General features: G+C 41.8%; 21 protein-coding genes. 9 read left to right on the top strand and 12 right to left on the bottom strand.

Annotated elements, in window-relative coordinates:
* Positions 1–104 precede the first annotated feature (104 nt).
* The gene (locus EGN73_RS04805; protein WP_219287334.1) at positions 105–596 is read right to left on the bottom strand and encodes a SixA phosphatase family protein; all 492 of its coding nucleotides are present in this window, start codon (positions 594–596) and stop codon (positions 105–107) included.
* An 89-nt stretch (positions 597–685) separates the two neighbouring features.
* Between EGN73_RS04805 and EGN73_RS04800 the strand changes: the two genes are divergently transcribed.
* Positions 686–877 carry a cold-shock protein gene (locus EGN73_RS04800; protein ID WP_219287333.1) on the top strand — a complete coding sequence of 64 codons (192 nt, stop codon included), beginning with the start codon at positions 686–688 and terminating at the stop codon, positions 875–877.
* A 63-nt stretch (positions 878–940) separates the two neighbouring features.
* On the opposite strand, the gene EGN73_RS22485 is transcribed toward EGN73_RS04800, so the two are convergent.
* From EGN73_RS22485 to gndA, 3 genes are read right to left on the bottom strand one after another with little or no spacing between them, the layout of a single operon-like run.
* Entirely contained in the window at positions 941–1423 is a 483-nt protein-coding gene (locus tag EGN73_RS22485; RefSeq protein ID WP_246611473.1) for an amidohydrolase family protein, read from the bottom strand.
* Positions 1424–1442: 19 nt separating this feature from the next.
* A complete protein-coding gene (locus tag EGN73_RS22480) occupies positions 1443–1787 on the bottom strand; it encodes a hypothetical protein (protein WP_246611472.1) in 345 nt (114 codons plus the stop codon).
* Positions 1788–1806: 19 nt separating this feature from the next.
* Positions 1807–3726 carry an NADP-dependent phosphogluconate dehydrogenase gene (gene gndA, locus EGN73_RS04790; protein ID WP_219287332.1) on the bottom strand — a complete coding sequence of 640 codons (1920 nt, stop codon included), beginning with the start codon at positions 3724–3726 and terminating at the stop codon, positions 1807–1809.
* Positions 3727–3773: 47 nt separating this feature from the next.
* Between gndA and EGN73_RS04785 the strand changes: the two genes are divergently transcribed.
* The 6 genes from EGN73_RS04785 to EGN73_RS04760 all read left to right on the top strand — a co-directional run bounded on the left by EGN73_RS04785 (position 3774) and on the right by EGN73_RS04760 (position 12089).
* Positions 3774–5228, top strand: coding sequence for a DUF294 nucleotidyltransferase-like domain-containing protein (locus EGN73_RS04785; protein ID WP_219287331.1), 1455 nt, complete (start codon positions 3774–3776; stop codon positions 5226–5228).
* Positions 5229–5481: 253 nt separating this feature from the next.
* Positions 5482–7809: a glucosamine-6-phosphate isomerase gene (locus EGN73_RS04780; protein ID WP_219287330.1), complete on the top strand. Its 2328-nt coding sequence runs from the start codon at positions 5482–5484 to the stop codon at positions 7807–7809.
* Positions 7810–7891: 82 nt separating this feature from the next.
* Complete coding sequence (locus EGN73_RS04775; RefSeq protein WP_219287329.1) at positions 7892–8770, top strand: ROK family protein; 879 nt, start codon at positions 7892–7894, stop codon at positions 8768–8770.
* Between the two features lie 87 nt (positions 8771–8857).
* Entirely contained in the window at positions 8858–10225 is a 1368-nt protein-coding gene (locus EGN73_RS04770) for a cystathionine beta-synthase (RefSeq protein ID WP_219287328.1), read from the top strand.
* Positions 10226–10321: 96 nt separating this feature from the next.
* The gene (locus tag EGN73_RS04765; protein ID WP_219287327.1) at positions 10322–10957 is read left to right on the top strand and encodes a hypothetical protein; all 636 of its coding nucleotides are present in this window, start codon (positions 10322–10324) and stop codon (positions 10955–10957) included.
* A gap of 52 nt (positions 10958–11009) precedes the next feature.
* A complete protein-coding gene (locus EGN73_RS04760; protein ID WP_219287326.1) occupies positions 11010–12089 on the top strand; it encodes an alkane 1-monooxygenase in 1080 nt (359 codons plus the stop codon).
* A 9-nt stretch (positions 12090–12098) separates the two neighbouring features.
* Here EGN73_RS04760 and EGN73_RS04755 read toward each other — a convergent pair whose 3' ends face one another.
* From EGN73_RS04755 to EGN73_RS04745, 3 genes are read right to left on the bottom strand one after another with little or no spacing between them, the layout of a single operon-like run.
* Entirely contained in the window at positions 12099–13145 is a 1047-nt protein-coding gene (locus EGN73_RS04755; RefSeq protein WP_219287325.1) for a vWA domain-containing protein, read from the bottom strand.
* Positions 13132–14034, bottom strand: coding sequence for a hypothetical protein (locus tag EGN73_RS04750; protein ID WP_343207079.1), 903 nt, complete (start codon positions 14032–14034; stop codon positions 13132–13134). Before EGN73_RS04750 ends, EGN73_RS04755 begins: the two co-directional genes overlap by 14 nt.
* Entirely contained in the window at positions 14027–14905 is an 879-nt protein-coding gene (locus tag EGN73_RS04745) for a DUF58 domain-containing protein (protein ID WP_219287324.1), read from the bottom strand. Before EGN73_RS04745 ends, EGN73_RS04750 begins: the two co-directional genes overlap by 8 nt.
* 214 nt (positions 14906–15119) lie before the next feature.
* On the opposite strand from EGN73_RS04745, the gene EGN73_RS04740 reads away from it, so the two are divergent.
* Together EGN73_RS04740 and EGN73_RS04735 are read left to right on the top strand one after the other, a co-directional pair.
* Positions 15120–15473, top strand: a complete 354-nt coding sequence (locus tag EGN73_RS04740) for a DUF4296 domain-containing protein (protein WP_219287629.1) — start codon at positions 15120–15122, stop codon at positions 15471–15473.
* Positions 15457–17844, top strand: a complete 2388-nt coding sequence (locus EGN73_RS04735; RefSeq protein ID WP_219287323.1) for an endonuclease MutS2 — start codon at positions 15457–15459, stop codon at positions 17842–17844. Before EGN73_RS04740 ends, EGN73_RS04735 begins: the two co-directional genes overlap by 17 nt.
* A gap of 339 nt (positions 17845–18183) precedes the next feature.
* Here the strand turns inward: EGN73_RS04735 and EGN73_RS04730 are convergent, their stop codons facing one another.
* Genes EGN73_RS04730 through lpxD form a run of 5 tightly spaced genes read right to left on the bottom strand, consistent with a single transcriptional unit; the run spans position 18184 to position 22592 of the window.
* Positions 18184–18675, bottom strand: a complete 492-nt coding sequence (locus tag EGN73_RS04730) for a hypothetical protein (protein ID WP_246611471.1) — start codon at positions 18673–18675, stop codon at positions 18184–18186.
* Positions 18676–18721: 46 nt separating this feature from the next.
* Positions 18722–19357: an ABC transporter ATP-binding protein gene (locus tag EGN73_RS04725; protein WP_219287322.1), complete on the bottom strand. Its 636-nt coding sequence runs from the start codon at positions 19355–19357 to the stop codon at positions 18722–18724.
* 2 nt (positions 19358–19359) lie between these two features.
* Positions 19360–20139, bottom strand: a complete 780-nt coding sequence (gene lpxA / locus EGN73_RS04720) for an acyl-ACP--UDP-N-acetylglucosamine O-acyltransferase (RefSeq protein WP_219287321.1) — start codon at positions 20137–20139, stop codon at positions 19360–19362.
* Entirely contained in the window at positions 20136–21530 is a 1395-nt protein-coding gene (locus tag EGN73_RS04715) for a bifunctional UDP-3-O-[3-hydroxymyristoyl] N-acetylglucosamine deacetylase/3-hydroxyacyl-ACP dehydratase (protein WP_219287320.1), read from the bottom strand. The genes lpxA and EGN73_RS04715 overlap by 4 nt, the downstream gene beginning before the upstream one ends.
* 39 nt (positions 21531–21569) lie before the next feature.
* Positions 21570–22592 carry a UDP-3-O-(3-hydroxymyristoyl)glucosamine N-acyltransferase gene (gene lpxD, locus EGN73_RS04710; RefSeq protein ID WP_219287319.1) on the bottom strand — a complete coding sequence of 341 codons (1023 nt, stop codon included), beginning with the start codon at positions 22590–22592 and terminating at the stop codon, positions 21570–21572.
* Positions 22593–22596 lie beyond the last annotated feature (4 nt).

The following is a 22596-nucleotide window of genomic DNA, read 5'->3' as shown; positions in this document are numbered from 1 at the left end:
AAAATTGCGGCATCTTGGAAACCTGCTGGCACATTTAAGACCCTCGAGTTAATAAAAACCACAAGGGTCGGCGTCAGCCATATCTACAATCAAAAATCTACACTCTACTCTTCCTTTTTAGGATAATCGTAAAACCACTTTTTTGCATTTTTTGCCGATATTTCTGACCAGAAATCCGCTTCAAACTTGATTCCGAATTGGCCTGAAGTCGGAAGATTGTCAATCTCAAAACCCATTTTCCAGACCAAATCATTGAATCCTGGATTGTGGCCAAAAAGAAAAAGGCAATCAATTTGATCACTACAACTTCTGATTACCCGAATTATTTCACCGGCTGAAGCATGGTACAAATCCCGTATAAAATGTATCTTTTCTTTAGGGAAATGAAGGCCTTCAGCGGTGATCAAAGCAGTACTTTTTGCCCTTTCGGCATCAGAAGAAATCATGGCGTCAGGCTGTATGAACCGTCTTTTTAACCTTTGGGCCATTCTAGGGGCATCCCTCAATCCCCTTTCAGCCAATGGTCTTTTATGGTCATCTAAATAGGGATTGTCCCAGGAGGATTTGGCATGGCGGATTAGAACAAGCTTTTTCATACAGCTAAATTAACGAAATAAATTTTTGTTTTTTGCTCAGGGATATTTACATTTAAAATACATTTAACCACATATTTATCTGATTTATTATGCTTACCGGAACAGTAAAATTTTACAATGAAGCAAAGGGATTTGGATTTATCGTTGATGACGAGTCCCAGAGTGATGTATTTGTCCACGCGACAGGATTGGTGGACAAAGTAGCCCAAAATGACAAAGTAACTTACGATGTAAAAGATGGCAAAAAAGGCCCTAATGCAATAAATGTGAAAAAAGCCTAAGTTCAGTTGTTCGTTACCCAGCACTATGAGTGAAAATAAAAAAAGCCTTTTTGAGGCTTTTTTTTATTTTCGGACGTTCTTTTCTGCTATCCTTTCCAGTTCTTTTTTGATTCTTTCTTCAGGTATCCACTGGCCTCGTAACATGACCCCTTCTACATTTTTCAGGTTTTCCATATCCTCTAATGGATTCCCAATTACCATCACAAAATCCGCGCTCATGCCTTCTTGTATTTTTCCAAAATGACCCTCCAGCTCAAAATACCTGGCTACGTTTACATTCCCGGATTTAAGGATTTCATAATTGCTCAGACCAGCATTTTGCATGGCCCTGATTTCGTTGTGAACAGAAAATCCTGGGACATTGAATACCTGAGGTGAGTCTGAACTCATGATGATCGGTACTCCGCCTTCATGCAAAGCAAGTAACATTTTTTCTCTAAATTCCAGATAGGGCTTGACATTTTCCGGCTTTAGAACGCCTTGGTTTTCCAAAAGCTTCTTTTGATTGACCCATTGTTGCACCTGCAATCCGGGCATGTATTTCATCTCGGGCTCAAGTCTGAACTCATCTGCGGGAATATATCCAAAGAACCTCTCGAACTACATAGGAGAAATCATCCGTGTCTGTTGTAGGGATGTGGGAGTGCATTTCCGCTAGCCCAGGGAAAATATATGTCCCTTTGCCATCAATTACAATTGCATTAGGTGGAGAAGTGTCGGTTTTGTCCGAAATGGCTTTGAATTTTCCATCGCTTACCCAGATATATTTACTTCTTAATATGTTTGGGTCGTCCATTGTAAGTACATGAACATTTTTTAAAATATAATCCTGAGCACAAACAGGTTGCAACACCAAGGTGAGCAAAAGCAAACAGATGGTTTGCGGTATAAGGGAGGTTTTGGTTGACATGGGTTTTTGAATCTAGTGGTTACTTTCCTGTGGATTTTTTCATTGACAACCAGTCCGTATGGTGTGATCCTCCTTCAGGACCATCTTTTCTCTGGTACCTGTGCGCCCCGAAATAATCCCGCTGGGCCTGAATGATATTGGCAGCAGAATCTTCAGTAATTCTTCCCAAAAGATAATTGGCTGCTGCTGAAAACACCGGTAAGGCAAAATCATGTTGCAAGCCTAAGCCAACTATATAAGCAAGATCAGTTTTCAGTTCCCTGATTTTTGTTATGGTCTTTTTATGTTTGAGGAGGCTGTCTGTCTCTTTGTAAATATGGATCAATTCCTCCATCAATCCTGAACGTATGATACATCCATTGGTCCAAATTCTGGCTATTTCAGAGAAATCGAGGTCCCAGCCATTTTCGTCAGAGACTTCTTTCATTAAGCTGAAGCCAGTCTCATGGTTGAGAATCCGACAGAGACTGTATGCGTTTTTGATTCTTTCCATCAAAATAACCTTATCTTCTCCAAAGGCCCTGAACCTGTGGTTGAATACTTTGGAAAGTTCAGATCTGTAGGATTTTTGGGCAGAAAGTTGTCTGGCTGTGACTGCCTCAGCCAAAGGGCTATAGGGGACATGGTACTCCAAAGCTGTCTGAAGCGACCAACCTCCTGTTCCTTTTTGACCTGCTGCATCAAGGATAATGTCTACCAAAAACTGATCGCCTTCTTTGGCAAGAAATATATCCGAAGTGATTTCCAAAAGGTAGCTGTTCAGCCCTTCTCCAAGCCAAGTTTTGAGAATTCTTGAGATTTCAGGATGGCTCAGTTTTAGCCCATATTTAAGAAGATGGACAGATTCTGCTATGGCCTGCATTTCTCCATATTCTATGCTATTGTGGACCATTTTGATAAAATGTCCTGATCCCTCCGGCCCAACGTATGTCAAGCATGGGCCGCCTTCTTTATCTTTGGCGGCAATTTTCTGAAGAAATGGAGAAACAGCGTCAAAGGCTTCCCTGTTTCCGCTGGGCATAATAGAAGGTCCTTTTCTGGCCCCTTCTTCTCCACCTGATACCCCCATCGCCATGAAATTGATTTCTTTTTCTTTCATTACAGAAATACGACGATTGGAATCTTTATAAAAAGAATTGCCCCCATCAATGATGATATCGCCTTGTTCAAGAAGCCAGCCCAACTGATCTAATTGTGCATCCACGGCTTCTCCGGCAGGGATCATCAGAAGTATTTTTTTAGGAGTTTCCAATGAACTGAGAAAATCCTCCATGCTGTCAAATCCTTTCAGAAAGGGATATTCCTGGTTTTCCTCTGCAAAAGTGGAGGCTACTTTTTCTTCTTGCCCTGCTACTGTTCTGTTGAACACGGATACACCAATACCTTTTTCCGCAAAATTCAGGGCAAGGCTTTTTCCCATGACTCCCATGCCGATAATGCCTAGTTTTGATTTCATACTTTTAAAATTGATATGAGTAAAAATTTCATTTATAATGGATTCCGGGCTTTGGTTTACATCGATGTGGAATCCGTATTCCGGTTCTTCCCAAGTGTCCAATTGTGAATCCAGCAAGCTAGGATTCATGTAGTGGTTTTTTCTATTCTGTAGCCTTTCTTCCAGCAATAGTTTATCACCTTTCAGGTGCACCCAGAAAATATTTTTTTCCACCTGCAGTACATTTCTGTAAGATTCTTTCAATGCCGAACAGGCCAGAATCGCTCCGCCCTCTCTGTTCCATTTTTGGATATGGGAAGCCAGGTTTTCCAACCATGGACCTCTGTCATGATCATTCAGAGGGATTCCTTTGGTCATTTTTTCCACGTTGGAAGTCGGATGAAAGTCATCTGCATCAAAAAACGGCAGCTTGGTTTTTCTGGACAACAATGTGCCCACAGTGGTTTTTCCACTGCCGGATACGCCTGTTACGATTATTATCATAGTCGAAGTTAAGAAATTTAATTATTTTCACTTGATAGAATTTTGCCATGAGCCTAGAACCTAATCTCAATTCCGGACTTTTTTTTACCCAAAGGGTAGGAGAACTACAGTCCAGGGACCTGAAAGTAACTTCCACAAGCACTTCTGTACAGGAAGCGGCCCGTCATATGGCCGCGGAAAAAATCTCCTGCTTATTTATAGGTGATGGAGAAATCCAGGGATTTGTTACAGATATAACCCTGAGAGACCGGGTATTGGGGAATAATCTTCCTGCCACCATTCCGGTCGGAGAAGTCATGGACAGGCAGCTCGTCAGCATATCCAAGGATGCATTTTTGTATGAAGCTTTGCTCCTGATGTTTCAGACCAAAACAAGGTATATTTTGGTAAAGGAAAAGGAAGGATATATTGGATGGATCAGCAGAAATAAAATTCTCACGGCCCAGTATCAGGGTCCATTTATCCTGATACAATCTGTCAAGCAATCACAAAGTACACTTGAGCTTGCCCAAAAATGGAGACATGTGCCAGATATGGTTTACCGGCTTGTAGAAAAGGGCTTGAGGTCCCAGGTCATCAACCGGATAATCAGCACGATCAATGATGCCATTGCACAGAGGGTAATAGAAAATACCATTAAAGATATGGGGCCGGTACCGGCCAAATTTGTATTTATGGTGCTTGGATCGGAGGGAAGATCTGAGCAGACCTTGGTTACAGATCAGGACAATGCTATTATCTATGAAGACAAAGCCAATGAACAAAGGGAATTGGTGCGGGAGTATTTTCTGACTTTTGCAGATCGTGTTTCAACTGCTCTTGACACCATTGGTTTTGAGTTTTGTAAAGGAGGCTTTATGGCCAAAAATCCAAAATGGACCCATTCCCTATCCCATTGGAAGCGGAATTATGAAAGCTGGATCAAAGAATCCACTCCCGAGACCATGATGAAGTATGCTACTTTTTTTGATTGCAGGGCCATTTATGGAGAGTTCAGTCTTTTGGATGAGTTGAAAGATTTTATGCATGTTCAACTGGAAAACCCCACAGAGAAGTTTTTTATCAATCTGGGTACCAATGCCCTCCAATATGAGCCGTCACTGACCTTTTTCAGAAAACACATCAAAACTTTTAAGATTGATGGAGAAGAGCATTTTAATATCAAGCATGCCATGACCCCTATAGTGGATCTTGCCAGGCTTTATGCTTTAAAGCACCGGATTTTTGAAACCAACACCGGAAAGAGAATTGAAATGCTTCAGGAAGTGGGGGCATTTACAGTCAAAGAAAGCAGAGAGTTGGGTCATGCATACTATTACCTTATGGGTTTGAGATTGGAAAAGCAATCTCTTTCTATCATCCGACTAGGCCAGCAGCCGGTCAATTTTGTGGCAATCAAGGAACTGACCAAGGTACAGATGGTAACTTTAGTAGAAATTTTTAAAGTGATCACGGACTTTCAGCTAAAGATTAAGATAGAATTCACCAAAAATATATTTTAGATAAGATTCTTAATCTTTTTTAAATTTTTTATTAAAGTCTATGATTTAAATAAAAAGTTTTTTTATTTTGTAAAAAAATAGGACATTCAGTAAAGTATAAATCGATGGAAGTTAAATGAAGCTTAATCGATACGGCTGTAGTTTTATTTTATATGAATGAATTGTTACCAAATTATTATCTGCCCCGTCTGTCTGAAAGATGATTGAAGAAGTACGGGAGAGACCCAAGAGAAACCATTAAAAAAACCATACTATGCTCAGTAATTATCCTTTGTCAGAAGTTGAAAAGGCATTTCTGGAAGAGTCAGGAGTTCAAAAAATCAGCACAAAAATTCCATATCTATTGGTAGATAACTTCCCTAAGTTGGGGTTGATCACTGCCTGTAGATTTTTGGAATGGGCGGCCAATAATCCCAACGGAGTGATCAGTCTTCCTACAGGTAAGACACCTGAGTATTTTATCAAGTGGTCTCAGTACCTATTGGAAAACTGGGATACCAAAAAAGGGAAAGAAATCAGGGAAAAATATAACCTTGCCAATGTCAAAAAGCCTGTTTTGAGTGGATTGACTTTTGTACAGATTGATGAGTTTTACCCTATTTCCTCCAGTCAGAACAACAGTTTTTACCATTATGTCAACAAGTTCTACCTTGAAGGATTTGGTCTTAGTAAGGAAAAGGCCATCCTGATCAATTCTGACGAGATTCCATTGTCAGGAGGAAGGCACTTCAAGGAAGTATTTCCGGACATGCAGGTTGATTTGTCGCTAAGATTTAGAGAGCCTAAGACAGCCCAGGAAAAAATCCAGCAGGAATCCATTTACCTGATAGACAAATGGTGTGGGGAATATGAACAGAGAATCAGAGACCTTGGTGGTATAGGGTTCTTCTTGGGCGGAATTGGCCCTGATGGTCACATTGCTTTTAATACGAGAGGTTCACATATTTTTTCTACAACCAGACTAACAGAAACCAATTTTGAGACCCAGGCGGTAGCTGCGGGCGATCTTGGAGGGATCGAAGTGTCCGCCAACAGGCTGGTCATTACGATAGGTTTGGATACCATCGTCTACAATCCTGAAGCTGTGGGTATCATCATAGCCGCAGGAGAAGCCAAAGCTCAGATAGTAAAGGAAAGCCTTGAAAATCCGCTGGACAACATCTATCCGGCTACAGTACTTCAAAAACTTAAAAATGGCCGCTTTTACCTGACCAAAGGTGCTGCAGTGAAGCTTACCGATTCGGTAGAAAGGTACTACACTACTGGTGAATGGACCTGGGAGAAAACGGAAAGGGCTGTAGTGGATCTTTGCAAAAGACTGAAAAAATATGGTCACAGATTAAAATTGGAAGACCTTAAGAATGATAAATATGCTTCTCTCATTCCTGGTCTGTCCGAAAATACAGTCAACCAGGTAATGGCTAGCATGGTGGAAAAGCTCAACAGGGGTTTGATAAAAGAGAATAATGAAGTATTGCTTCATACAGGGCCTCATCATGATGACATCTCCTTAGGTATATTGCCTCATATCAACAATCAGCTTCAGGAGAACAGCAATGAGGCCCATTTCTCTGTTTTAACTTCTGGGTTTACAGCCGTTACCAACACCTTTGTGATTGACACCCTCTTACATACCAAGAAACTTCTGGATGATGGGGAAATCCAGATGGTCAAATATGAGGATTTCTTCGAAATTGGGTACAAGTTGAAGACCGACAAAGATGTATACCATTACCTTACGAAGGTTGCTGCTGAGGACGAGTATGGTAAAAAAAGAGGGCTTTGCCACAGGGTGGTCAGGGCTTTGGTTTCTATCTACCAGGTGAAAAACCGACAGCAACTCAGAGAGACGATCAATGACGTGATCAGCATCCTTCGTAACTCCTATGATGGGGAAAAGAACCCATCAAAAATCCAGACCTTGAAAGGTATGATCAGGGAGTTTGAAGAGGAACTGGTATGGGCGCATTTCGGGGTGCAGGTCAAAAACGTGCACCATCTGAGATTAGGATTCTACACTGGAGACATTTTTACAGAGCAGCCTGACAAAAAGAGAGATGTGGAGCCGATTCTGGAGATGTTCCGAAAAATCAATCCGACAAAAGTCAGTCTGACCCTTGACCCGGAAGGTTCGGGACCGGATACCCATTACAAGGTGTTACAGGCTACAGCTGAGGCTGTAAGGCAATGGGGAGAAGAAAAGGACCTGAGCGAACTCAGGATTATTGGTTACAGAAATGTTTGGTTCAAATTTGAGCCACATGAAGCCAATGTAATCGTTCCGGTTTCCTTAGGAGATATGTCTGTCATGGAAGATTCATTTTCCAATTGTTACCTGAGTCAGGTCAATGCTTCTTTCCCAAGCTATTCCCACAACGGTAAATTCAGTACGGTGGCCAAGAGAGTCTGGGTAAGCCAACTCAATGATATCCAACTTTTGTTGGGAAAAAACTATTTCTACTTACATGAAACTGCCAAAGTAAGGTCCAGTCACGGGCTTATTTTCTTCAAAGACATGAATGTGGAAGAGTTTCTAGCCCATGCCAGAGAGCTGGAAAAATCAATAGAAGGTATGCTGTAAATTGCACTCAAACCTATGCCAAGAAAAGAAAGGGCTGGTCCCTTTCTTTCTTGGTTTAAAGCCATCTTAGACCCAAGCCTACATGCTCAATACTGAAAAACCTATTTTGGGACTTGATATCGGAGGTACTTCCATCAAAGCGGGAGTACTTATCGGTAGCCAACTTTTGGATATCAGGTCCGTTCCTACTCCGGCACAGATGCCACAGGAGTTTATTTTGGAGACCATTGCTGAATTTATACAGAGCTACCTGCATCACGATTTTTTTGCCATTGGTATTGGTATACCTGGATTGATTGATGTAGAAAATGGAGTTGTACTAAACCTGGGAAATATTCCTTCTTTCAAAAAGGTTTATTTAAAGGATTTTATACAGCAAAAATTCAATAGGCCTACATTTATCAACAACGACGCCAACTGCTTCGCTTTGGGAGAGTATAGATTTGGTGTGGCGCAGGAATTCAAACACGTAGTCGGCATCACCTTAGGCACTGGGTTGGGCGGAGGTATTATCGCCAATAGCCATCTGTATTGTGGACATAATTGTGCCGCCGGAGAATGGTGCTCTGTCCCTTATTTGGATGGCGTGTTTGAGGATTATTGCAGCAGTAAGTTTTTCATTACCAAATATGGATCAAAGGCAAAATCATTGTTCAAAAAAGCCCAAAAAGGTGATCAGGAAGCCATTAAAGCATACAGGGAATTTGGGCATCATTTGGGAGAATTGGTCAAGCATATTCTCTACACCATGGCTCCAGAGGCTATTGTGCTAGGAGGATCAATTAGAAAAGCATTTCCTTATTTCAAGGAGAGTATGCTGGAAACGGTGAGTACTTTTAGGTACCCTTCAGTAAGCGCCAATCTAAAAATTTTGATTTCCAATCTGGACGAGACTGCCATTCATGGTGCCGTTGCTTTAGTAGATGAATACCAGACACAGGCCAATCCGGTAAATGGATAATTCGGAATAAAATTTGGATAATTTGGGTGCCTTTCCCAGCAGCTTTGAAAATATTCTTAACTTGCGGGAAAATAGAACCCAAATTATATGATTTATAATTCCATCATCGAAACCATAGGCAATACGCCTCTTGTTCGCTTAAACAAAGTCAATAAAGGAATCAAAGGAGAAGTTCTCGTGAAAGTGGAGTACTTCAATCCAGGAAATTCCATGAAGGACAGGATGGCGATCAAAATGGTAGAAGATGCAGAGAAAGAAGGTATTCTTAAGCCCGGAGGCACCATTATAGAAGGAACGAGTGGCAATACCGGAATGGGCCTGGCATTGGCGGCAATTGCCAAGGGCTACAAGTGTATTTTTACCATGGCTGACAAGCAGTCCAAAGAGAAGATCGATATACTCAAAGCTGTAGGGGCAGAGGTGATCGTGTGTCCTACCAACGTAGCACCTGATGATCCTAGGTCTTATTATTCTGTAGCCAAGAAACTCAAGCAGGAAATTCCTAACTCTTTTTATCCCAATCAGTACGACAACCTCTCCAATGCTAAAGCGCATTATGAGACCACCGGTCCTGAAATATGGGAAGGTACTGAAGGGAAAATTACCCATTATGCAGCAGGTGTTGGTACAGGTGGATCCATGTGCGGTACTGCCAAATACCTCAAAGAGCAAAACCCGAATGTGGTCACTGTAGGTATTGATACTTATGGCTCCGTATTCAAAAAATACAAAGAAACCGGAGAGTTTGACGAAAATGAGATATATCCCTACCTCACTGAAGGTATTGGGGAAGATATTCTTCCAAAAAATGTGGACTTTTCTGTCATTGACCATTTTGTAAAAGTGACGGACAAAGATGCCGCAGTAATGACCAGACGTCTGTCAAGAGAGGAAGGTCTATTTGTCGGATGGTCCTGCGGCTCTGCAGTACATGGTGCTTTGGAATGGGCAAAAGAGAATCTCAATGAAGGAGATACCATGGTCATCATTCTGCCCGATCACGGCACAAGGTACTTGGGTAAAATCTACAATGACGACTGGATGAGAAACCACGGTTTCTTGGAAGACAAGTCTTTCGGAACCGCAAGGGATATCATCGCTTCCCGAAATGGAGCCTATCAGCTGGTCGTATCCCAAAAGACCGACAAGGTCAAAGATGCCATAGCCTTGATGAACAGTAAATCTGTGTCCCAGATTCCGGTGATGGACAATGGTCATGTAGTAGGAAGTATTACCGACAATAAATTGCTTTCCAAAATCATTGATAACCCTGACCTTAAGGATGCCGTGGTGTCAGATGTGATGGAAGATTCCATGAAATTTGTCGCACTGGACAGTACCTTAGATGTGTTGTCTTCCATGGTAGACAAAGAAAAGGCTGTACTGGTAAGGGATGATCACCATCAGATTCATATCATTACCAAGCATGATATTTTGGATGCTATTACAAAATAATCGGCTTGGAGCATAAACAATTGATAACATTCAAGAGATAATACACTATTAGGGCAGGGTAGAAATATCCTGCCCTTCTTTTAGATTGAATTGAATATGGTCAAAGAAAGATTAGAAAGAATCAGAGAAAGAGGCTATGATTTTGATATCCTCCATCTATTTGTGCGGGCTTGGGAAATGTACAAAATCCAGCCTCTTCTGAATGCTTCTTACACCATGCTGATCATTTCTGCAGCTTTGCTGTTCAGTATTTACTTCAGGGATTATGTCTTTCTGTTTTCGATATTCGTATCGCCACCTCTGTTAAGTGGGTTTTACTTTGTAGCCAACAAACATAGCAGGGGAGAACCGGTGGTTTATCCTGATTTTTTTAAAGGTTTTTCCTTATACATGCCTATATTTTCTATCTGGCTTATAGGTCAAATCATCGTTTCCCTTGGTATAATTGCTTTTGTGATACCGGGTATTTATTTGGCTGTAGCTTATAATTTTGCGGTCTTGATGGCCATATTTGGAGGCTTTGACTTTTGGAATTCCTTAGAGGAAAGCAGAAAACTTATTACAGTAAGGTGGTGGAAGATAGGCTTGCTGATGTTGATTTTGCTAGCTTTGAATTTTCTTGGTGCCATCTTGTTTTTCTTCGGCCTCGTGGTTACACTTCCGCTTAGCTACTACATTACTTACATTCTTTTTGAAGACATTACCGAAGATGCCTTTGTAGAAGAAGAATAGACTTGCAGTGTCCATGTTGTGGAAAGTCAGGCATTTTCTCTAAATTGAATGCATGAAAGGCTTAAGAAAATTAGGGTTTTATTCAGCTTTTATCCTTCCTGCACTATTGATGGCGGGGTTCTATATTGGGGGAATTGGTTTGGCTTTTATTCATGTATTTGTCTTCTTGCTGATACCTTTGATGGATTATGCCATTGGGCGAGATATTGAGAATTTAGAGAAACACGAAATTCCTTCTGCCACCAAAGAATACTTTTATAGGTTGGTCACTTTTTTATGGGTATATGTACAACTAGCTGTTCTGATTTGGGGCTTTTATGTGGTGACTTTTTATAATTTGAGTGTGGGAGAGTGGCTTTGGTTTACTTCCGGGATGGCATTGGTTACCGGAGGAATTGGGATTACCGTAGCGCATGAATTGGGTCATAAATCAGAAAAGCTGGAGCAAACTTATTCCAAAATTTTGTTGATGACGGTCTGTTACATGCATTTTTTTATTGAGCACAACCGAGGGCATCATGTGCGGGTAGCGACTCCGGAAGACCCTGCCACAAGCCGTAAAGGAGAGAGTTTCTATAGTTTTTGGTGGAGGTCTGTCAAAGACGGTTATTTTTCTGCTTGGGAGTTGGAAAAACAAAGATTGAGCAAGCTGGGTCTTTCTCTGTGGAGCGCTAAAAATCAAATGATTCTGTTTGTGCTGGCTCCTCTTTTATTTGTAAGTGTTTTTACGGTAATTTTTTCAGTGATTGCCGGGAGATTTGTGTGGGAAATCCCTGTGTTTTTTGCGGGGCAAAGCGTACTTGGTTTTACCTTGTTGGAATTAGTCAATTACATTGAGCATTATGGGATGGAAAGGAAGATATTGCCAAATGGCAGATATGAAAAGGTAAGCCCTTTACATTCCTGGAATGCCAGTCAAATGGTAAGCAATTTTTTCCTTTTTCAGCTTCAGAGACATTCCGATCATCATGCCTTTGCTTTTAAGCGATACCAGGTATTGGATCATCATGAAGACAGTCCGCAGCTGCCACAAGGATATTCTGCGATGATCATATTGGCGATGTTCCCTCCTTTATGGTTCAGGATCATGGATCCGAAGTTAGAACAATGGAAACGCAAATCGAAGGTGTAAAGAAGAAAATCAGTCCAGCAGGAAGTTATTAAAGAAGGTGCTCTTCAGGCCTAACCAAGCAAAGAAGAACAGCAGACCCCAAAACATGTACGCCCTGTAGTAATCTACCGTTTCTTTATACCTGTTTTCCAGAATTTCAGCCTTTTCCATTTCATCTATCCTGTCAAAAATCTGCTCCAAGGCATTGCCATCTGATGCACGGAAAAACATTCCACCTCCTATGTCGGCGATTTCTCTCAGTGTGGTTTCATCCAGATAACTTTCAATCATCTGAGGCCTACCAAAAAAATCCGTTCCGTAGGGTACAGGTCCATCTTTTCCCACTGCAATAGAATAGATTTTGATATCCAAAGCTGCTGCCAGTTGTGCAGCATAGACAGGGTCTATGTTTCCGGCATTGTTTTCCCCATCGCTTAGAAGGATCATGACCTTGGATTGTGAGTCGGATTCTCTCATTCGGTTTGCTCCAGCAGCCAGGGCAGAGCCAATTGCTGTACCTTTTGCATCCATCATGTTGAAGGAAATGTCCTTCACCAAGTCGGTGAGTAGCACATAATCTGTTGTCAGTGGTGCCAAGGAATAGGCTTCACCGGAGAATATTACCATGCCGATCCTATCGCCGAATCTTCCGTTGATAAAGTCTATGGCAGTTTCCTTTGCCGCTTCAAGCCGATTGGGCTTGAAATCCTGCAAATCCATAGATTCTGAAATATCCAGGACCAGCATGATGTCGATACCTTCCGTGTATTGCTCCACACGTTCGTTGGTTCTTTGGGGTCTGGCCAGAGCGATAACCATCATCAGTAAGGCCAACATAAAAAACATACCTGGAATAAGTCTCAAGTAAGTCCATGGATTGCTTTGGGATACTGATCCCGGGAGTGACAGCTCAAGTACGGGGTTTTTTAGGAATTTGATAAATTTCCTTAATGCCAAAAGCATAGGAACTATCCAAAGCAGGTGCAATGCCCACAGGTTTTCCCAGTCAAACGACCGGAAAGTATCAGGCGAAAACCAATACAATGAGAAAAAATCAGCAATACTATTGGCGCTCATCAGTTTGAGTTATTTTTTGGTGATAGGTGTCGGTACAGATGTCTCGGAGGTTTTTGCAGGCTTTGGGTAGGTCCTGGCCTTCTTTTCCTGCATAGATAATCAGTTCTATTTCCCTGAAATCCTTGATGATTTCTTTGTTTTCAAGAAACTCTGAAATCTCTGTGGTCGTCCAATCCCTAAATGGTTTGTTTTTGAGGTGCTCCATGTAGGTTTTCCATAGCCCGAGAAGTTCGTCGGCATGGTCCATATCAGGGTTCGTTGCAAAGTCTTTCTCTGCTTTTTCCCACCTCTTTGTAAATCTTTTGTACTTTCTTTTTTCCTGATAAATCTGCCATTTTCGTTGGATGGATTTACCGAAAAAGAAAGTAAGGAGCCCAGCTAATACCAAAATGCCGACAAAAACTGCTGTCCATAGAGGGTAATTAAAGTCTGTGGAAATAGGCTGGTAGACATTATTTTCCCGAAAGGAGAGTTCCTGAGGAATCTCATCGATTACCAGCTGAAGAGCCAGGCTGGCTTCATTTGGGGTATGAACGAGACTGTCATACTTGAAAACCTCAAAAACAGGAAGGGAAAATCTGGTAATGGGGTCCAATGAAAAGTTGGAAATATAATACACCGCTGAATCTATGGTGATGCCTTCGTCAGTGTGACTGATATAGGTCTTTTTCTCCAAAAGCTCAAATGGACTATAATCATATGTACTATCAGGGAACACAACATTGTACCCTTTTCCATAGCTGGCTTTTAGGATGTAAGGCACCCTTTCGCCTATTTTAGCCGAGTCTTGGAGGAAATAGCCCTCTACCTCGATCTGTTGACCAAGACTTTTTTGGCCAAAAGCCAGCAAAAGTAAAGCAGTCAATATGATGTATACTCTTTTACCCACGTTTCATTGAACGGTTACGTTTCTTAAATAATTCAATCAATGGAAGTACAATGTCTTCTTTGGTGCTTACCCCGAGGTAGTTGATCTGGTTTTTTTTACAGATTTCCTGCAAGTGAGTTCTTTCGGATGTAAAGGTTTCTGCAATTTTTTTCGAAAAAGAACCAAAAGCAGTGTTGACCCATGTGGTGCGCCCTTCTTCCTTGTCATACACCGGGATGATGCCCAGAGATGGCAATACGGATTCCTTTGGATCTGTGATCTGTATGGCTACCAAGTCGTGCTTTTCTGCCAGAGCTTTGAATGGGCGCTCATAATCCTCATCTATAAAATCCGAGATTACGATGATGATGCTTCGCTTTTTGATCAGGTTAAGCGAAAAATTGAACATCTCTTTCAAGTTGGTTTTCAGGGATTTGTTTTGGTGATTGAAGATTCCCTGAATAATTTTCACCCCTTGTTTAGGCCCCTTTCCGGGAAGAATGATTTTTTCTTTTTGATTGGAATAGGAGATAAGCCCTACCTGGCTTCCTTCGAATATAGCGGCCAAGGTAAGCACACCTGCTATTTCCCTGCCCACATCCATTTTTTTCCGAAATGCATCACCCACATCTTGGGATCCGGAAATATCGAGTAAGAAATAAACAGATTGGTCTTTGTCTTCACGGAATGTTTTCACAAAAGTACCATGGCCTTTGGCAGAGACTTTCCACTCGATGGTCCTCACATCATCTCCATATTGGTAAGGTCTTAGGTCATCAAATTCCAGCCCGGCACCTTTAAAGATAGATTGGTAATCACCCTGAAGGTGGTTGTTGGCCACTTTCCGGATCATGATTTCGTATCTGCGGAGTTTTTTGAGAAGTTGGTTCATTCGTAGGGTTTTCGGATGCCTAATTTAAGGCAGTCTTTTGAATTATAAAATCCATAAGCTTTTACCGGTAGTTAATAATTGTCAAGAATGCGGAAAGATATAGAGTAAACGTTGTAATAACGGGGAATTTGTCAGATGGGTATGTCTGTTTGGTATCAAAAAGACAAGAAAACACGTTGTTTCATAGGTTTATTCTTAATTTTGAGCTGTGAAGATATATACTGTAAGTTTTCTGTTGCTTTTTGTGCTTATTTCCTGTGGGAGGGAAAGGCTTCCAGAAGGGGTACTCAATGAGGACAAAATGGTGGAGGTAATGATAGACATTCATCTTGCCGAAGGCTTGGTCAGTACCTTTCCCATTCATTATGATTCTTCCAGAATGCTTTATCCTATGTTTGAAAAGGAAGTTTTTAAAAAACATCAGGTCCCGGATTCGGTTTTTGTCAAAAGCCTTGAACATTACATGAGGGATGCCAGAAAAATGGACAGACTGTATGCACGTACCATCGATTCCTTGCATGTGATCGAAAAAGGAGTAAAAAACACCAAAGATGAATTATCCCAATAACCTGGAAGAAAAAATCAATTTCAGCAAAATCAGGGAATTATTAAAAGAAGAGTGCAGCAGCAGCTTAGGTACTGATTTTGTTGATAAAATGTCCTTTTCCAAGGACCATAATCTGGTTCAGAGATTACTTGATCAGACGGAAGAATTCAGGAAAATCATTCTTTCAGGAGAACTTTTCCCTTCTTCTAATTTTACAAACATTCATCCTTTTCTTGAGAAAGCAAAGATTGCAGGAACTTTCCTCTATGAGGATGAATTCCACGAAATCAAACTTTCACTCAGTACACTAAGCAGGTGCATTGAGTTTTTCCTTGATCATGAAGAGGCATATCCGCAGCTTTTTCAGCTACTGGGGCTTGTAAATCTCAACAATGACCTTTTGAGATCCATAGAAAGGATCATAGATGAAAAGGGCAAAATCCGTAATAATGCCTCAAAAGAATTGTCTTTGATTCGTTCACAGATCCTGTATGAAGAAAGTAGGTTAAGGAAAGTTTTGGACCGGATTTTTAGGGAAGCCAAGGGCAAGGGCTTTACCCCGGATGATGCTTCCATTACTATCAGGGGAGGAAGAATGGTCATCCCTGTTTTGGCCGAAAATAAAAGGAAAATCAAGGGTTTTATCCACGATGAATCTGCAACAGGACAGACAGTTTACCTTGAACCGGCAGAAGTGCTGGACATCAACAATGACCTGATGGATCTCGCGTACATGGAAAAGCGGGAGATTCAAAAGATCCTCACTCAGTTGACCGATCAGCTCCGTCCCTACATTCCCGAACTTAGGAGAGCCTACCATTTCTTGGGAATGGTGGACTTCATAAGGGCCAAAGCTAAATTTGCCATTAAAACAGATTCTGCAAGACCCAAAATTGAGAAAGTCAGGCAGCTCAACTGGACGAAAGCAAGACATCCATTGCTGGAATTTGCTTTGAAGCAGCAAGGGAGGAAGATTGTCCCGTTGGACATTGCCCTGGATCATAATAGAAGGCTTCTGGTGATATCAGGACCCAATGCAGGAGGTAAATCAGTTACCCTTAAAACGGTCGCCATCATACAATACATGTTGCAGTGTGGCCTTTTGGTGCCTATCCATGAATCCTCGGTGTGTACCTTATTTGATCAGTTTTTTATAGATATAGGGGATGAGCAAAACATTGAAAACGATCTAAGTACCTACAGTTCACACTTGATGAGCATGAAGTATTTCACCCAGTTTGCCAATAAAAAAACCATACTTTTCATAGATGAATTCGGAACAGGTACTGAGCCATTGTTTGGAGGTGCCATAGCAGAGGGGATTCTTTTGGAGTTGAATAAAAGTGGAGCATATGGTGTCATTACCACGCATTATGGTAACCTGAAGCAGGTAGCGGCCAAAAATCAAGGTCTGGTCAACGGCGCCATGCGGTATGATGTGGATAAGCTTGAGCCTTTGTATCAATTGGAAATCGGTAAACCAGGGAGTTCATTTGCTTTGGAGATTGCCTCGAAAATAGGAATTTCCAAAGACATCATCCAATATGCCAAAGACCATATAGGAGAAGAAAGGGTGAAGTACGACAGGATGCTGACCAAACTTGAAAATGAAAAGAGCAAATACGAGCACCTGCTCACTGAAGCTCTGAGAAAAGAACGGCTATTGGAAATCAGACTCAAAGAATACAATGAGCTGAAGGAAACACTGGAAATTAATAAGAAGAAATATATTCAGGAGGCAAAAGAGGAGGCAAAGGCCCTTCTTGACGATGTCAATAGAAAAATTGAATCCTCGATAAAGGCCATAAAGGAAAGTAAAGCGGATAAGGAAACCACCAAGAAAATCAGGGCTGAAATAGAAGAGGTGAAAGCCAAAGTCAGGCCTGAGAAAAAGGTGCCTCTTCCACCTGAGGTCAAGGTGATAGGAGGGGAAATCCAAGTGGGGGATTTTGTACGGTTGAAGGATAATGGCGCTGTAGCCGAAGTATTGGCCCTGCACAAAAAAGAAGCGGAGATCAGTATAGGTGACCTCAAATCAAAAGTCAAACTCAATAGGCTGGAGAAGATTTCCAATTCTGAAATGAAAAAGGAAAAGAAATCACATGCAAGGAGGACAGGTTACGATACGACTTCCAAGATGATGGATTTTTCACCCAATCTGGACATTCGAGGAAAAAGAGGAGAGGAAATATTGCCCATGGTACAAAACTTTGTGGATGATGGCTATATGTTAGGCCTTAAAGACCTCAGAATAGTTCATGGCAAAGGTGATGGGATCCTTAGAGAAATCACCAGGAACCTGCTCAGAGGTATGAAATCAGTTGCCAAGACTGAAGATGAGCATGCAGACAGAGGAGGGGCAGGAGTCACTTTGGTGACTTTGAGAAGTTGATAAGTTCTTTCCTGACTTTGACACTTGGATACCAAGATTCAAACTTCATGAAAAGAAAAGCCATTATATGATTGCAATCAATTTAAATATGGACTGCCAATTTTTACAACCAGGAGGCAAATAATAAACCACAAAAGGGAACAAAAGTCACAAAAGTTGAATGGGAGTAGTCTTTTGTTTTCTTTTGTCACTTTTGTTGTTTCACTATATAAAATGAAATTGGACAAACGACTGTCGAGGTCAGGAGAGGGGGGTAGGCTTTTTAAGTACCAGAGGTAATAAATTTGAAAATCTATGTTTTAGGCTGTTTTAAGAAACTTTTATCCTTTAGGCATTTTCTTAATTACTCCTTCTTTTCAAGTTAAAGGTATAGCTTCCGGCTACTGCCTCCACTCTTGCATTGCTTGGCATAGGAATGGTAAACTGTAACCTGAGGTCATTTCCTGTTCTTGTAAATGAGATTTCCTGACCGGATGCCGGTCTGCTGCCTGCGAGGGTGATTTTGTCCAGGTTTCCTCCTACAAAAGACCAGTTGCCATTGCTGTCAAAGAGGTCATTGTTGTTGACTGTGCTGTAGGATCGTGCACTTTGATTTGCCTCAAATGTGATTTCGAATCCAGCGTAATTGTTAGTTTCGGATCTGCCGTCACGGACGACTGAACCGCCTCCTTCCAAAACCCAGACCTGAGAACTTCCACCTGTGAGATCTTCTGTTGCCAATTCTTCGGGAGTTTTTTGTGGATCAGGATCATCGTCCCCGTTTCTGTTGCATGCGGTGAACACAAAGCCGGCACAAAGGGTCAGGAAAAGGGTAAAAATCAACTTTTGCATATAAATGAAATTTAGAAGCGGTAAAATAAATCAATCCAAAGGATAATCAAAGCTTTGGGCGGAGCTTATAATCTTCAATGTGTATTTGTATGTCACAAAAGCCATATTCTTTTGGTTCATTGCTACAGATTACCACTGTTTTTTCTTTGGCGTAGAGGCCCATCATTTTCAAGTACCAATCTACCCCTTTGCTATCCAGATTGGAAGTTGGCTCGTCCAAAAATAAGAGGGGAGCCTCAGAAAAAAGACAAAGACCTAGCTTCAGTCTTTGTTTCATTCCCGAACTGAACTGGCTGATGTATTTGTCTTTTTGGTTGTCCAGATACATCAATTTTACCATTTCTTCATGATCTAAGCCTTCGAGTGGACTTTTAAATTTGAAATGAAAAGACAGCAATTCTGATAAGGTAAACTCTTCAGGAAGTTCGAGGTAAGGCGCACTTATGGCCAAATATTCAAAGATTTCAGTTTCCTTAATTTTTTTTTCTTGAAAATTATAATCGATACTGCCTTCAGTCAATGGTTGAACCGCAGAAAGGCACTTGAGCAAGGTGGACTTTCCGGATCCATTGCTTCCAGTCACCACACATTTGCTCCCTGCGGGGATGTGGAAACTAAGCGCTTTGAAGATCCATTCGTACTGGAACCGCTTTCCGGCTTCGGTCAAGTCCAGTCCTACCATATTTAGCTGATATAACCTTTCATCACCCCTCTTTCAGAAGACCGGATGAAGTTGACGATTTCATCCCTTTCCTTGGTAGCTGGCAGGTTGATTTCGATTTCTTCCAAGGCCCTGGAGTTGTTCATGCTATTGAGGAAAAGATAGCGGTAAACCTCCTGAATGTGGCTGATGGCTTCGCTTGAGAAGCCTCTGCGTCTTAAGCCAAGGCTGTTGACCCCTGCATAGCTGAGCGGTTCTCTTGCCGCCTTAGTGAAAGGGGGTACATCTTTTCTTACCAATGAGCCCCCTGAAATCATGGCATGCATACCTATTTTGACAAACTGATGTATGGCGCTGCTTCCGCCGATAATTGCCCAATCGTCCACATTGACATGGCCTGCAACCTGTACGGAATTGGCTATGATCACATTGTCCCCTACAAAACAATCATGAGCGATGTGAACATAGGCCATCAGGAGGCAGTTTTTGCCGACTTTAGTGGTACGCTTGTCCAGAGTACCACGGCTGATGGTGACACATTCACGGATGGTTGTATTGTCTCCTATTTCCACTGTGGATTCTTCTCCTTGGAATTTAAGGTCCTGAGGGATAGCTGATATAACGGCACCGGGGAAAATTTTGCAGTTCTTGCCGATCCTGGCACCGGGAAAAATGGTGACATTAGAACCTATCCAAGTTCCCTCACCGATCTCTACATTATCATGTACCATCGTGAAAGCGTCGATTTGCACCCCTTCTCCGATGACTGTATTTTTTCCTATATGGGATAAATTGCTGATCATGATTCTTTTCTTACAATACTGGCTGTCATTACAGCTTCACAAACCAAGGTATTGCCAACAAAAGCCTCGCCTTTCATTTTGGCAATTCCCCTTCTTATCGGAGCTAACAGCTCACACTTAAAAACCAAAGTGTCGCCAGGCAACACCATTTTTCTGAACTTACAGCTTTCAATCCCAAGAAAATAAGTCCAGTAATTTTCAGGATCTTCTACGGTACTCAATACTAAAATCCCTCCCGTCTGTGCCATTGCTTCCACTTGAAGTACACCCGGCATAACTGGGTTGTTGGGAAAGTGTCCCATGAAAAAAGGTTCGTTGATGGTGACATTTTTCACCCCTGCGACAACTGTCTCATCCAGGTAAATGATTTTGTCCAGCAACTGAAATGGATACCTGTGGGGAAGGATATTGCTGATCTGATTGATATCCATCACAGGAGGCAGCTTGGGATCATAATGCGGAATATGGGAAGGTCCGATTTTTTCCCAGGCTCTTTTGAGTTTTTTGGCAAAGGCTACATTAGCAGCATGTCCGGGCCTTGCAGCCAGGATTTGGGCTTTCAGTGGCCTGCCTACTAAAGCCAAGTCTCCTACCACATCTAGAAGTTTGTGCCGTGCAGGTTCATTTTTATACCTAAGTTCTACATTGTTGAGAATGCCTTCTTTTCTGACTTCGACTTTGTCTTTATTGAACATTCTGGCCAGATTTTCCAGTTCGGAGTCTGCAACTACACGGTCTACCACTACAATGGCATTGTTGAGGTCACCACCTTTGATCAGGTTTTGGTTGTAGAGCATTTCGAGTTCATGAAGGAAGCAGAATGTCCTGCAGGAAGCGATTTCAGACTTAAACTGACTGATATCCATGATGGAGGCATGCTGACTTCCCAAAACTGGGGAGTTGTAATCTACCATGACGGTCACTCTATAATCGTCCAAAGGCAGTGCAGCTATTTCTACTTCTCTGGAAGGGTCTCTGTAAGTGATGCTCTCAGGTACTTCGAAAAAGCGCCTTAAGGCGTTTTGTTCTTCAGTTCCGGCTCTTTCCAGGGCTTCTATAAATTGTATGGAAGAACCATCCAAAATCGGTGGTTCAGGTCCGTCGAGTTGCATCAGGACATTGTCCAGTTCCAAACCTACCAAAGCTGCAAGTACGTGCTCGACCGTAAAAACCCTAGCTCCACTTTGCTCCAAAGTAGTTCCTCTGGAGATGTCCACGACATTGTCCACATCAGCATCGATTATGGGCATTCCTTCCAGATCTAATCTTTGGAACTTAAATCCGTGGTTGGGAGGTGCAGGTAAAAAAGTCAAATTTGAAATTACTCCGGTGTGAAGTCCTACTCCTGAAACAGTTACTTTATTTTTGATGGTGTGTTGTTTTACCCGCATAGATAATTCAATCTTTTCTTTGGCGATGAGCCTGTAAAGTTATAGTTTTTTTTCCAGTTCCTTTAATTTATCCTGTACCTGCGGAAGATTTTTGAATATAGAGTAAGATTTGAGGAAATCTTTTATCTCCATTCCCATGTATCCGAAGATAGTTTGACCTGGTTTAAGAATACTTTTTGTAATGCCTGTTTTTGCTCCTATGGTGGTGTTGTCAGCGATTTTGATATGACCTACGATTCCCACTTGGCCTGCTATTACACAGTTTTTGCCTATCACTGTAGATCCCGAAATTCCAGCCTGGGAGGCGATTACTGTATTTTCACCGATTTCCACATTATGGGCGATCTGGACCAAATTGTCTATTTTAGCCCCTTTTCGGATCACTGTGCTGCCCATGGTGGCGCAGTCTATGGTTGTGTTGGCTCCTATGCTCACATTGTCTTCCAGGATCACATTTCCAATTTGAGGGATATTTCTATAGCTGCCATCATCCTGTGGGGCAAAGCCAAATCCATCAGATCCTATGACAGCTCCGGAATGGATTTCACAATTGTTTCCTATTCTGCTTCCATTTTTGACTTTGACACCGAAATACAAGATGCAGTTATCACCAATGGTGACATCATCTCCTATGCTTACCTGGGCATGGATTTTTACATTATTTCCGATCTTACAGTTTTTGCCGATGTAGGAAAATGCAGCTCGGTAACAGCCCTCACCCAGGGTGCTGCTTTCGTCACAAAAAGAAGGCTGTTCGACACCTGATTTTGACATTTTCGTGAGTTGGGCATAAGTTTCCAATAAGGTGGTAAAGCCATTATAGGCATTTTTTACCCTGATCAAGGCACAAGGTACAGGGCTTTTTGCTTCAAAATCATCCGATACGATCACTGCTGTCGCCTCAGTGGTATACAGGTGTGGCTCATATTTTTCGTTTGCCAGGAAACCTATACCTCCGGGTTTTCCTTCCTGGATTTTGTCCAAACGGTTGACTTTGAGATTTCCGTCGCCCTCAACTTTTCCTCCAAGTATTCCCGCGATTTGTTCTAAAGAGAATTCCATTTTC

This window comes from Arthrospiribacter ruber (genome assembly GCF_019343195.1).
Lineage (GTDB): Bacteria > Bacteroidota > Bacteroidia > Cytophagales > Cyclobacteriaceae > Arthrospiribacter > Arthrospiribacter ruber.
Note: the sequence above shows the minus strand (reverse complement) of the source record. Positions and strands in the feature narration are given on the sequence as shown.